General features: G+C 57.4%; 12 protein-coding genes and 1 tRNA gene. 8 read left to right on the top strand and 5 right to left on the bottom strand.

From position 1 onward, the window contains the following. Positions 1–242: 242 nt before the first annotated feature. The 4 genes from OHL22_RS00180 (at position 243) to OHL22_RS00165 (ending at position 4,668) form a co-directional block, all read left to right on the top strand. Positions 243–1,949 (top strand): GMC oxidoreductase, encoded by a 1,707-nt coding sequence (locus OHL22_RS00180; RefSeq protein WP_263331976.1) that lies wholly within the window; start codon positions 243–245, stop codon positions 1,947–1,949. A gap of 2 nt (positions 1,950–1,951) precedes the next feature. Then, the gene (locus tag OHL22_RS00175) at positions 1,952–2,551 is read left to right on the top strand and encodes a gluconate 2-dehydrogenase subunit 3 family protein (RefSeq protein WP_263331974.1); all 600 of its coding nucleotides are present in this window, start codon (positions 1,952–1,954) and stop codon (positions 2,549–2,551) included. Positions 2,552–2,616: 65 nt separating this feature from the next. Next, positions 2,617–3,642 (top strand): sugar phosphate isomerase/epimerase family protein, encoded by a 1,026-nt coding sequence (locus OHL22_RS00170; RefSeq protein WP_263331972.1) that lies wholly within the window; start codon positions 2,617–2,619, stop codon positions 3,640–3,642. A 234-nt stretch (positions 3,643–3,876) separates the two neighbouring features. Then, complete coding sequence (locus tag OHL22_RS00165) at positions 3,877–4,668, top strand: glucosamine-6-phosphate deaminase (protein ID WP_263331969.1); 792 nt, start codon at positions 3,877–3,879, stop codon at positions 4,666–4,668. A 308-nt stretch (positions 4,669–4,976) separates the two neighbouring features. Here the strand turns inward: OHL22_RS00165 and OHL22_RS00160 are convergent. Beyond that, a tRNA-Val gene (locus OHL22_RS00160) sits at positions 4,977–5,053 on the bottom strand. A gap of 110 nt (positions 5,054–5,163) precedes the next feature. Between OHL22_RS00160 and OHL22_RS00155 the strand changes: the two genes are divergently transcribed. The 3 genes from OHL22_RS00155 to OHL22_RS00145 all read left to right on the top strand — a co-directional run bounded on the left by OHL22_RS00155 (position 5,164) and on the right by OHL22_RS00145 (position 9,673). After that, positions 5,164–6,012 (top strand): ChbG/HpnK family deacetylase, encoded by an 849-nt coding sequence (locus OHL22_RS00155; RefSeq protein ID WP_263331966.1) that lies wholly within the window; start codon positions 5,164–5,166, stop codon positions 6,010–6,012. A 72-nt stretch (positions 6,013–6,084) separates the two neighbouring features. After that, positions 6,085–6,819, top strand: a complete 735-nt coding sequence (locus OHL22_RS00150; RefSeq protein ID WP_263331964.1) for an HAD-IA family hydrolase — start codon at positions 6,085–6,087, stop codon at positions 6,817–6,819. 97 nt (positions 6,820–6,916) lie between these two features. Then, complete coding sequence (locus OHL22_RS00145) at positions 6,917–9,673, top strand: TonB-dependent receptor (RefSeq protein WP_263331962.1); 2,757 nt, start codon at positions 6,917–6,919, stop codon at positions 9,671–9,673. Positions 9,674–9,781: 108 nt separating this feature from the next. Here OHL22_RS00145 and OHL22_RS00140 read toward each other — a convergent pair whose 3' ends face one another. Beyond that, a complete protein-coding gene (locus OHL22_RS00140) occupies positions 9,782–10,087 on the bottom strand; it encodes a hypothetical protein (RefSeq protein WP_263331959.1) in 306 nt (101 codons plus the stop codon). 227 nt (positions 10,088–10,314) lie between these two features. On the opposite strand from OHL22_RS00140, the gene OHL22_RS00135 reads away from it, so the two are divergent. Further along, complete coding sequence (locus OHL22_RS00135; protein ID WP_263331956.1) at positions 10,315–10,857, top strand: hypothetical protein; 543 nt, start codon at positions 10,315–10,317, stop codon at positions 10,855–10,857. Positions 10,858–10,877: 20 nt separating this feature from the next. Here OHL22_RS00135 and OHL22_RS00130 read toward each other — a convergent pair whose 3' ends face one another. From OHL22_RS00130 to OHL22_RS00120, 3 genes are all read right to left on the bottom strand, one after another. Next, positions 10,878–11,651, bottom strand: coding sequence for an SDR family NAD(P)-dependent oxidoreductase (locus OHL22_RS00130; RefSeq protein WP_263331953.1), 774 nt, complete (start codon positions 11,649–11,651; stop codon positions 10,878–10,880). Positions 11,652–11,733: 82 nt separating this feature from the next. Further along, the gene (locus tag OHL22_RS00125) at positions 11,734–12,168 is read right to left on the bottom strand and encodes a DUF2752 domain-containing protein (RefSeq protein ID WP_263331950.1); all 435 of its coding nucleotides are present in this window, start codon (positions 12,166–12,168) and stop codon (positions 11,734–11,736) included. Between the two features lie 5 nt (positions 12,169–12,173). Next, positions 12,174–12,686 carry a CD225/dispanin family protein gene (locus OHL22_RS00120; protein WP_263331948.1) on the bottom strand — a complete coding sequence of 171 codons (513 nt, stop codon included), beginning with the start codon at positions 12,684–12,686 and terminating at the stop codon, positions 12,174–12,176. Positions 12,687–12,704: the final 18 nt, after the last annotated feature.

Below are 12,704 nucleotides of genomic sequence, written 5' to 3'. Positions count from 1 at the left end.
GGTGTCTGCGAGAGGTACTGGATCCCTGATGAAATTGACGATGAACTACTGGAGTGTTTGCAGATGAGTGGATGGAAAACCAGGCAAAACTGTAGTACGGATCTGACCGAATTGTCAAACCATTGTGCAGGAATTCTACCGGTGCTGATGGTCTGCTGGCGGACCGAACAAAGCCGGCGATGGGGATGAAGGTGATATAACGGTCGAATCGCACGTCTCTGCCTTAATTTGAGGAGCTGTTGATGCTGCAGGTGATTGATTCGCCGAAGGAGTATGACGTCTGTATTGTGGGCTCCGGCGCTGCTGGCGGAACTGCCGCCAAGGTGCTCACCGAGGGCGGACTGAATGTGGTGATGCTGGAGGCAGGGCCACGGCTGAATCCCTACAAGGACTACAAGGAACATGTCTGGCCATATGAGCTGGCGCATCGGGGAGCAGATGTTGGCGGCAGGGCGCGGCATGAATGGAATGACGAATTCTTGGCTCCCAACGGTTTTTGGGAAATCGATGGAGAGCCTTACACAACGGCGCCTGGGTCAAGCTTTCGATGGTTTCGCTCGCGTATTGAGGGTGGAAGGACTAACCACTGGGGGCGCATTGCGCTGAGAATGGCGCCTGTCGATTTCAAGGCCCGATCAACAGATGGCATGGGCGACGATTGGCCAATCACGTATGAGGAGCTGGCTCCGTATTACGACAAGGTAGAGGCTTTCATCGGTGTCTTTGGAACGAAAGAAGGCATTCCAAGCGCTCCGGATGGGATATTTCAGCCGCCGCCGAAGCCGCGATGCACGGAGACAATCGTCAAGAAAGCGTGCGACAAGCTGAAGGTCACATGCGTGCCTTCGCGGCTGGCGATTCTGACGGAGGCGCACAATGGACGGCCGGCTTGCCATTACTGCGCTCAGTGCGGGCGAGGGTGCATGATGGCGTCGAATTTCAGTTCGAGCCAGGTGATGATTCCGCCGGCGCAGAAGACAGGCCGGTTCACCATGATCGCCAATGCCATGGCACGTGAGATTGTGGTGGGAAAAGACGGCCGCGCCAAGGCCGTTTCGTATATCGACAAGACGACGCGAACAGAACAGCAGATCCATGCCAAGGCGTTTATCGTGGCGGCGAGTGCATGCGAGTCGGCGCGGCTGTTGCTGAACTCACGCTCCACACTGTTTTCCAATGGGCTTGCGAATTCTTCGGGCGTGGTCGGACGCTATCTGACGGATTCCGTAGGCAGCGATGCGGCGGGGTATTTTCCGCAACTGGCCGGGATGCCAAAGCATAATCACGACGGCGTAGGCGGCATGCACATGTACATGCCGTGGTGGAAGTTCGACAGGAAGAACGAGTTCCTGCGCGGGTATCACATCGAATTTGGCGGGGGGCGCGGCATGCCTGGGGTAGCAGAGTTCGATGGCGTCTGCGACCAGCACGAGGGTTATGGAGTTTCGCTAAAGCAACGTTGCCGCAGCGACTATGGAACATACATCGGGTTTTCCGGGCGTGGAGAGATGATTCCGAATGCCAATTCGTTTTGCGAGATCGACCCGAATGTAGTGGACAAGTGGGGAATTCCGGTCTTGCGATTCCATTTTGCCTGGAGCGAGAACGAGATCAAGATGGCGAAGGATATGCAGGAAACCTTCCAGTCGATTGTCGAGGCTGCTGGAGGGACATTTTATGGCGATCTGCGGGCAGGCGGAAAGTCGCCCTATGGAATTTCTGAAGGCGGAACGATTGTTCACGAGCTTGGAACGGTGCGAATGGGGAACGATCCGAAGACTTCAGTGTTGAACAAGAACTGTCAAGCGCACGATGTGCGGAATGTGTTCGTCACCGACGGGGCGAGCTTTGTCACCGGGCCTGAGAAAAATCCGACGCTGACAATTATGGCGTTGTCCTGGAAGGCGTCGGAATATCTGATTGAGCAGTCGCGAAAGGGCGAGCTTTAGCGATGGATAAGAATTTTGCTTCGCGCCGGGATATTTTGAAATCGCTCTGCACCGGGGTGGCAGTAGGCTCGGTGCTGCAAGCAATTCCACTAGAGGCTGCGGAATACGCGCACAGGCTGATCGCCGAGGAAAAGGCCGCCAGCCCGAACGCGCAATACATGCCGAAGTATTTCGCAGCAGAGCAGTATAAGCTCCTGTGCGCGCTATGCGGAACAATCCTTCCGGGCGATGCCGACTCGGGCGGCGCTGTGGAAGCGGGCGCACCGGAATATATAGATTTGCTGACTAGCGAGAATGCGGAGTATCAGAGGGTTCTGGGTGGCGGATTGATATGGCTGGACTCGGCTTGTGACGACCGTTACGGGCACGCATACCTTGAGTGCACTCCACAGCAGCAAGCAGAGATGCTGGATCAGATCGCATACCGCAAGAATCTGGAGCACAACCCTGAAATGAGCCACGCAATCGAGTTTTTTGCGCTGCTACGAAAGCTTACGGCGGACGGGTTCTTTACCAGCAAGATCGGGATTGAGTACCTGGGTTATGTTGGAAACGCGTATGTCCTCAAGTTCGAAGGGTGCCCGCCCGTGCCTGGAGTTTGAACCAGTCATGAACCGATCATGCTCGTGGATCGAAGAATTGCGCCACATATAGGAGATGAAAGTCAATGGAGAGCGAAGGCTCATTTTGGAATCGACGCGATTTTTTGAAGGTGGGTGGCACATCCGCGGCAGCGCTGGGCGTTGCGGGAGCGAAGGCTGTGGCGGCACCAACGACTCAGGAGCATGCGGGGCAGACGGCCATGCCGGCAGATACGCCCTATCCCAAGCTCTCGATCATCACTCCGTACTCACCGGAGAAGTTTGCGTTTGCAGCGCAGGCCGGTTACGAAGGCGTGGTGGTAACGCCAGGTCCGGACTTTAACCCGAATCTAAGCGACAGCGCCATCGATCGGATTCTGGCCTCAGCTCGCAATGCGGGCATACGCATTATCAGCATCGAATACTTCGGCCCCAACCACACGGACCCCGATGCAGGTAAGCGCTCGGCTGCGAACGCTGAGTTTGTTCGTGCCCTGGAATTTGGCCATCGCCTGGGCTGCAAGTTTGTTGGAACTTTCAGCGGCGGGATGCCAGGCGCGAGCATGGATGATCAGGCCAAAGCCTTCGCCGATGTCTTTCACGAGAAATACCTGCCGGTTTGCGAAAAACTGGACGTGTCGATGGGATGGGAGAACTATCCGAACAACGCTAATTTCGCCAGCACTCCGGCCGCGATGCAGGCTATATTCGACCGTGTGCCGAGTAAACGGCTGGGGCTGGAGTTCGATCCTTCACATTTTGTCCGACAGTACATTGACCCGATCAGCGTGGCGTGGCAGCTTAAGGACCGCATCCTCGCCGTACATGCCAAGGATACCGAGATCATCAAGCCGGTGCTGCAGCAGGTGGGCATTGCCGGGCACGGATGGTGGCGCTACCGCATTCCCGGCCAGGGCATCGTAAAGTGGCCGGAGTTCCTCACGGTGCTGCTGCAGATCCAGTTCAACGGCGGCATCGCGGTAGAGCACGAAGACGAGTTCTGGGATGCGCCCCACAGCGGCAACCTCCCCGACTTCCCGCAGCAGCGCAAGGACGGATTCATCCTGGCGCGGCGTTTTCTGGGACAGTATCTGCCAGGACGGCTGGTGTGATCGGAGTGCGTCACAGAAGTGAAACAAGCAATGTCAGAGGGTTGGAGAGACAGAGTCATCATCGGCAAAGGCAAATCTGGCCTGTTTATCAGTCACATCAAGACAATTGAAATGTTTTGACTTGATGCAGTGTCCCTGTCGCTTTTCGATTTTAAGTGAGCGCAAGTCTCGCATGTGCACCCGTCCAACCACTTTTCGCTGCTGTAGCTAGCAGTCTTTATCTCTGAGTGGCAAATGCTGAATCGAGAACAATCCTTACTCAATACGCTGAGCGTTCATATAGCGGAATCCCGCAGCGCAATCGGTATGCTTGCCGCTGCGGATGTAGCGAGTGAACTTCGCATGTGTCTTGAAAGGCAGACAGGGGTGCGCATGATCTTTGCCGCTGCACCCAGTCAGAGCGAGATGCTCACCGCCCTGCGTGGGGAAAGGGGTATTGATTGGAGGCGTGTCACTGCCTTTCAAATGGACGAATATCTAAATCTCCCCGCGGATGCACCACAACGCTTCGGCCATTGGCTGTGCCGCGCTATTTTCGATCATCTACCCTTTGCTGCGGTGCATCTAATCGAGCCCGATTACGATCCCGAGCGAGCCGCAATCGACTATGCTGCAAAACTCAATGCCGCGCCGATTGATATAGTCTGTTGCGGTATCGGCGTTAATGGCCATCTCGCATTCAACGATCCTCCTGCCGATTTCGAAGATCCACTCACTGTCAAGGCTGTCAATCTCGACGCGCAGTGTCGCCAGCAACAGGTAGACGATAAATGCTTTCTCTCCATCGATGACGTACCCAAGCGTGCACTCACCGTCACCATTCCGGGACTCCTTGCCTGCCAAGCAATTTTCTGCACTGTGCCTGGCGCTCTTAAAAAAGAGGCTGTTCGCCGCACGCTCCTGGAATCCATTAATCCCATGTGTCCAGCTACCGCACTGCGCACGCACCCCCGCTGCAGGCTTTATCTCGATCCTGAATCCTCCAGCAAGGTTCGATGGGAAGGAAGTCGATTCTGCGACACATAGTTTGCTGAGGTCGCAACACATCTGAGTAATGCGTCTCCGGCATCTCTTGGAAGACTTTCCGGACAAAGTCGGTCAGATCCCATCGTGCTTGTTCTACGGATACGCTGCTGTCGTCCGGTGCAAAGTATTCGCGGCGCACAAGCGCAGATTTGTGCGAGCCGGGCTCCTCGTGCCACTCCAAATTCGCCAAATGCGTCTTTCTCCGGGCACCGCCGGACACTGTCGACGTGGTGAGAACGCAGAAAGGCCTGATTACAGGATTTCTGCTGTCAAATTGAAACTGGATGAGGTTCGGTGGCAGCGGTACATGGTGGGCAGAGAGGGACTCGAACCCCCGACATCCTGCTTGTAAGGCAGGCGCTCTAACCAACTGAGCTATCCGCCCGCGCCATCATGCAACCGACTCTGGCGAGTCTTGTTCCATCATACCAGCAATAATCCTTTCGCATCCGCCGTCCACTCCAGGCTCCTGAGCTGTTGATACACTCACCCATAGTGAAACGGCTCATCGTGAATGCCGACGACTTCGGTCTCACCCATGGCGTCAATCGCGCAATTGCCGAGCTCCATCGGTCCGGCTCGCTCTCTTCCGCGACTCTGATGTCCGTTGCGCACGCAACCTCTGAGGCAGCCGATATTGCACGCGCAACGACGTCCCTCGGCGTCGGCTGCCACGTTGTTCTCGTCGATGGAGTATCTGCGCTGCCGTCGTCTCAATTGCCCACGCTCACTGAGCCCGATACAGGCCGCTTCCGCAAAACTCTTGGCCGCTTCGTTCGCGACCTCATGCTCGGCAAAATCCGGCCTGAAGAAGTCGAAGCCGAAGCCTTCGCGCAGATCGACCATCTGCGCTCACTAGGCGTCACCCCCACACACGTCGACACCCACAAACACACGCACATGTTTCCCGGCGTCTTGCGGCCATTGCTTCGTGCGGCCCGGCAAGCCGGAGTCAAGGCCGTCCGCAATCCCTTCGAGCCCGCGTGGAGTCTGCGCGTCACATTTGGCGCGCCTCTGCTGCGGCGCACCCAGGTCCACATCCTCAATCGCTTCCGCCACACCTTCCTCGGCCATGTCGCCGAATCCAGATTTCAAACCACAAGCGGCTCCATCGGCGTGCTCGCCACCGGCACCCTCGACTCCGAAGTGATCCGTTCCCTGCTTGCAAACCTTCCAGACGGCACATGGGAACTCGTCACTCACCCTGCCTACAATGACACTGACCTTGCCGCCGCTGGTACCCGCCTGCTCGCCTCGCGCGCTATCGAGCTCGACGCACTTTCCTCCATCGCATTGCCGCCAGACGTCGAATTAATCGACTTTCGCGCTCTTTCTCAGGGGTAGGAGCCGCCTGTCGATAAATACTGCGGAACATCAATAATGACGCTGGTGGTAACGTTCCCGTAAACTAGATATATGTTGCGGTTTTTTCGCCCCATTCCCACGGAATCTCTGCGCCTGATCGTTTTCGATCTTGACGGTACGCTCATCGACTCGCGTCAGGATCTTTGTAATTCGGTAAATGCAATGCTCGCGCATTTTGACCTGAAGCCGCTCAGCGACGACGTCATCGCCAGCTTCATCGGCGACGGTGTAGCCATGCTCATTCGCCGAGCGCTCGCGGTTCCCGGCGAGCTCCCAGCCGGTCTCGACACTCCAGAGCATCCGTTTTTCGATGAAGCGTTTGCCTACTTCCTCGCGTACTACCGCGAACACAAGCTCGATTACACCCGCGTCTACCCCGGAGTCCTCGAATCGCTCGAAGCCTTGAAGACATTTCCCGATGGCAGTCCGCGTCCCATGGCGGTTTTGACCAACAAACCGGTCGGCCCAGCTCGCGCCATCTGCGACGGCCTCGGCCTGTCTCCTTATTTTTTCGCGGTCTATGGCGGCGACAGCTTTCCGGTCAAAAAACCGGATCCATTCGGCCTGAATACCCTGATCTCCCAGGCCGGTTCCACTCCACAGCAAACCCTCCTCATCGGCGACTCGGATGTGGACGTTCGCACAGCCCGCAATGCCGGAGCCTGGTCGCTCGGCTGCACCTTTGGTCTCGCACCTGATTCACTCGAACATACGCAACCCGATGCCCTGGTCGATCACGCAGCGAACTGGGTTACTGCCTTTGGAACCGTGGAAATTCGCGCATGAACAAAATCCACTGTTGAAACGTCTTAATTAAGACCACGTCTGAGTGTTACGACGAACGGTTCCCTAAATCTTCGCTTTTCTCCTGACAGGAGTTGCCATGGTATCCCTACGCTCTCGTTCACGAATACTGCCCTATCTTGTATTTGCCTCCTTCATCTCTTTTATTTCCATTAACTTAACCGCATCGGCAGCAAGCTCCAACCGTCCTGCAGATCTAGCCACCGCACCAATCGCGGGGTCCATCACCGCTGCCGCTACTGGCGCAGCCGATGGAGAGGCAAAATCTTCCGCCCCGGTTCGCGGCACCGTGGCAGACCCCACAGGCGCGATCGTTCCCAACGCCGAGATTAACCTTGTTGATTCCTCCGGCGCTGTCAAAGCCACCCTCCATTCCGACGGCGAAGGCAATTTCCAGATCCTTGCTCCGCTGGGTGATTACACCCTGGTCGTTTCTGAAGCGGGCTTCGATACCGTTAAGACCATCGTCAAGCTCGCGCCACAGGCAGCTCCCATGCTGCACATCGTGCTGCCCATCTCCACTATGGCCACTACGGTCAATGTGAACGCCGGCAACAGTGTCGACCTGACCGCAACCGACGCCAACTCCGACACCTCCGTCCTCAGCGCCACAGATCTCAAATCGCTGCCGATCTTCGACAACGACTACTCCACAGCCATGAGCGCATTCCTCGACGCAGGCACCGAAGGCACCGGTGGAGCAGGACTGCTCGTCGACGGCGTCGAAGCCAATTCTGCCACCGTCTCCGCCAGCGCGGTTCAGGAAGTGCGTATCAACGAAGACCCCTACTCCGCCCAATACTATTGGCCCGGCCGCGGCCAGATGGAGATCATCACCCGTTCCGCCACCGACCACTATCACGGCGAATTCAACTTCTTCTTCCGCGATTCAGTTCTCAACGCCCAGACTGCCCTCGCCGCCTCAAAGCCATTCGAGCAGCGCCGCGTCTACGAAGGCCATCTCACCGGGCCAATTCCGCACTCCAAGAGCAGCGGTTTTCTTTTCTCCTTCAACCGCGCCGAAGAAGATCTCGATTCCGTGGTCTTCGCAACCGAGGCACAAACGCCTGACAATCCCACCGGCATCTTCCAGGCCAACGTTCCAGCCCCCACCCGCGAAACCGATCTCAGCGCTCGCGCTTCTCATCAATTCGGCGACAAGAACTCCGCCTATGCGCAATACACCTATCACAGCTGGGATGCGAAGAATCAAGGCGTTGGCGGCCAGGCTCTGGCCTCAGCCGGCTACGAAAATCAGTACCACGAAAACGACGCGATATTTCATATCGACTCTACGCTCTCGCCTGTGCTGCTCAATCAGCTATCCATCGTAGCCGAACAGGACCGTGGCCAGAATCAAAACGCCGATGAAGCCCCTCAGGTCAGTGTTGCCGGTGACTTCGTCGGCGGTTCAGCACAGAACGATTCCACAAGCACGGAATACAACTTCCGCCTCAACGATACCGTCACCTGGATCAACGGTCATCACACCGTCAAGATAGGCGCAAACGTTCCGCACTTCTCGCGGCGCGTCTTCGATGACAACACCAACAATCTCGGCACGTACACCTTCGCTCCAACCCTGGCGTCTGACGGTGTCACAGTCCTCGCTTCCGCCCTCCAGAACTACGCCAACAACCTGCCCTCCGCCTTCACGGAAAATAGCGGCCAATCTCACTTCGTTTACCACCAGCAGGAATTGGGCGCATTCATTCAGGACCAATGGAAGGTCAGTCCCGTCTTCTCGATAACACCTGGCGTTCGATATGACTGGCAGAACTTTCTCGCCCAAGACCGCCTCAGCTTCTCGCCGCGCGTTTCCTTCGCCTGGGTACTTAATCAGAACACCAAAACTGTAGTGCGCGGCGGTGGTGGCGTCTATTACGATCGCTTCGGTGGCAGCCCGTTGCTTGACCTGGCGCGCTATGAAAATGGCGCACGCCGATCAGTCAACGTCTCTCTCGATCCTTCTACGCTGCCCGCCTCCGGCTGTGTGCCCATCCTTGAGTGCACAACTGTCAGCGACGCTCCGGCAAACCTCGTCCGCATGCAGTCCGGCGCGAGCGTCCCTTATCAGATTCAGTATGGACTCTCCATCGAGCGCGGCTTTGGCAAGAGCGCCACAGGCGTCATCAGCACCTACTCTGTCAAAGGCGACCACCGCTTCCGCTCCATCGACATCAACGCTCCTACGCCTGAATCTGACTACACCGAGCGTCCCGATCCCGACTACGGCCGTATCCGCGAAATGCAGGCCGAAGGCACCTTTATCGGCAACGGCCTCGACGTTTCTTTTCGCGGTACCGTCAACAAATACTTCACCGGCTTCGGCCGCTACACATGGTCTCACTTCGAATCCAACCAGGAAGGCATCGGCTGGTTCCCGCAGAACCAATATGATCCGAACGCCGAGTGGGCCAACTCAAGCTGGGACCGCCGCAATCGTCTCGGCATGTACGCCATTTTCAACCGCGAAAGCGTAGCCAACCTCGCCGTCGGCGTCTTCGCCAACTCGGGCCAGCCCTGGAGTATCCTCACCGGAGCCGATCCCTACGGCGATGATCTCTTCAATGCCCGCCCCGATGGCGTCGCACGTAATACCGAAAGCCTTCCCAGCTACGTTGACCTCGATCTGCGCTGGGGTCACGATTGGCATCTGACCAACAGCAAACAAGATGAATCACCGCGTGTTGGCTTCTCTGCCGGAGCATTCAATATCCTCAACCACGAAAACATCTCCGGCGTGGATCAGGTCGAGAGTTCTAGCTCCTACGGCGAGCCCACCACCGCTTCTCCGTCGCGGCGCATCCAACTCGCCATGCGCTTCGAGTTCTAACAGCAGCGATTCGAGGAGTAAGATCCGCGCAGAATCCCCTTCGGGCAACTGCTCTATGTAGAGCAGTTGCCCGAAGCCAGAAGTCACCGATCTAAATTCCAACTACCCTCAAGCCCAATAAGAAACCGTACCTGCACTCTGCGCTCGTTCTTCCGCCGAAGCCGGGTTCGCCTCTTGCCGATTCCCTGCGCTCTCATCCGACCCCGCTCCCGATCCCGCACCGCGGCCCCAGTTCCCTATCATCGAAACGGCGTCCTCGTTTACATCCAGCCCCTCTCCCTGTGAGATTGCCTTCAGGCGTGCAGCGGCTTCTCGTAGCTCTCGCGCTCGCTTCAAAGCCGCAGCCGCTTCCGCCGCGTGCGCTCCCGTCTGCATCGTGCTGTTTACATTGGGCTGATGCCCATGAACATGCATAACCTATTCCCTCCACGGGAGCAGCAACCGGCCGCCGCCTTTGGCTGCTAGACAATCCCGGTGCATGACTCTCCAAATGCATAACGTGCCATCACGCAAAATGCATCAACGATGCCAGGCCTGCACCGTAAAGCTTTGGAAATCTCTTACCTGCCACGTGCTTTTTCCAAACCATCCTCGGAACTTTGTTTCTGCCGCGCACGTACCTCTCCATCAAGGAGTCATCCGTGCGACGATCACTCTCCATCCCCACGCGCCTCTTCACCGGTCTTCTGGCTGCTTGTGCTCTACTTCTTTCCGCCATTCCTGCTCACGCCACTAAAGACGCCGTTCAGTTCGGAAGTGACATCGAGGTCGGACCGCAGGAAGCTATCCACGACGCTGTCTGCTTCTTCTGCAACGTCAACGTACGCGGCGTAGTCAATGGCGATATCGTAGTGTTCTTCGGAAATGTACACGTCTCCGGTCAGGCCAACCATGATGTCGTCAACTTCTTCGGCGATGTCACCGCTGACGACAAGACGTCTATCGGTCACGACCTCGTTAACTTCTTCGGCGGAGTTCACCTTGGCCAGAATGTCACCGTCGGCCAGGACACTGTCGTCATGTTCGGCGGTCTGCGCGCACCCGACTCTGCAAGCATCGGCGGCTCACGCGTTGTCGAGCCCGGCTGGATTTTCTGGGCGCCATTTATTGGACTTTGCCTGGGTATTTACTTCCTCATCCACAGCATCCGCGACAATCGCCGCAGACGCATGTTTGGCTACTGAGCTTCAGCAGCTCTTAGCCCCTAGACCCAGCCTGCATCGATGATGTGGCATTGCCCTGTAATTCCTGCGCTGTCATCCGCAGCCAGGAACAGCGCCAGCCGCGCTACTTCCTCCGGCTCCAGCATCCGCTTCAATGACTGCGCAGCCAGCACCTGAGCCTCATACTCCGCCGTCAGCACAACCTTCCGTTGTTTCTCGGTGGCAATCGCTCCGGGGCAGATCGCATTCACGCGAATCCCGTCCTTGCCTAGCTCCCGCGCCAGCGACCGCGACATCGCGGCAATCGCCGCCTTGGCCGCCACATACACCGGCAATCCAGTCGATGGAATCATCCACGCGATCGAACTCATCTGCACAATCGATGCCGCTTTCGACTGCCGCAGTACCGGTAGCGCAGCCTGCGTCACAAAAAACTGATGCCGCAGATTCACCGCCATCAGCGCATCCCACATCTCCGGCGTTACAGCTTCCAGTGCGTGCCTGCGATCGTTCGCTGCATTGTTCAGCAGCACATCCAGGCCTCCAAGCCACTCTACTGCTTCCGCAACAAACGCCCGCACCGCATCCAGATCGGTCAGGTCGCAATGCCAATACCGCAGCCTCCCAGGGCCATGTGCCTCCAGCCGCTCGGCCAACACGTTCCCGGCCGCGTCATCGATATCGCAGAAAGCAACCTGTGCGCCCTGCCCGGCAAAAGCCTCAACAAACGCTTCACCGATCCCCGAAGCTCCACCCGTAATCAGCACCCGCCGCCTATTCAGGCTCGGATACTGCGCATAGCGCAACTCCCCCACAGTTCCTCTCCCCGTCTACTTGGCTGGTTTGAAATCCATCATCGTTTCCGCGCCTCTCACACTTCACACTCGCACTAGCTTTTCACCGCGCGGGGATCGTGAACACAGCCAGCGGCAAATTGCGCACAATCCACCACGCGATTACAACAGCCGTAAGCCACCACGTCCAGTTCACCGGTAGCTCAAGCGTTGGCCCGTGCCATATACCTAACCGCCGCAATGCCTTCACTCCAAACAGAGCAAGCATATATGGCAGCGTCGCAACCGCGAGAAAATTGCATTTCAGCGCCGTAGCAAACTCCATGTTCAACAAATGATGCAGAGCCCGCGTCGATCCACACCCCGGACAATACAGTCCAGTCAGCGCGTGAAAAGGGCAAGGCGGCAGATGCAGGCTGCCTGGCGAATAACTCCGCAGCATCGCGGCCCCAGCTATCAGCGCAACCGTACCTGCAGCGAACAACCACCACTCGCCGCGCTTATCAATCCCATCGCCATGAAGGACGCTTGTCGCCATTCCTGCTATCGATTCGAAGCTGCAATACCGATGATGTAGATCGCTGTGATCACGAGCCCAAGACAGGCCGAAACAATCAACCATGTCTTTCCGGTGTTATACGCCGACTGCGCTCCGGCAAAGTTGCCCTTCGCCCACTCTGTCTTAGCCTTGTTGCCATAGATCAGCCCGACAATACCGCCCGGCAGGCAGCACAGCAGCAGCACGGCAATCGCCCATCCCGTTAGGCTGGGCGGCTCGGCAATCGGCGGCTGTCCGCCAAACTGCATCCCCGGCTGTCCAAACTGAGGCGCCTGCTGTCCATACGGAGGGTATTGCTGAGGCGGCACAAACGGAACAGAAGCCTGCGGCTGTGCCGGAAACCACGGTTGCGTCGACGCCGGCTGCCAGTTCGCCATGCCATCCGTCCACACATAATCCGTCGCAGCGAGCTGTCCCGTCGTCGCCATCGACTGAATCGCTTCGAACGACATTGGTCCCAGCCTCTGACCGCCCTTCTGCACATACCAGTTGTTCATCGCACAGCCTCTCTCGCA

This window comes from Acidicapsa dinghuensis, from assembly GCF_025685685.1.
Taxonomy (GTDB): domain Bacteria; phylum Acidobacteriota; class Terriglobia; order Terriglobales; family Acidobacteriaceae; genus Acidicapsa; species Acidicapsa dinghuensis.
The sequence above is the reverse complement of the archived record's forward strand: the minus strand, read 5'-3'. Positions and strand labels throughout refer to the sequence as shown.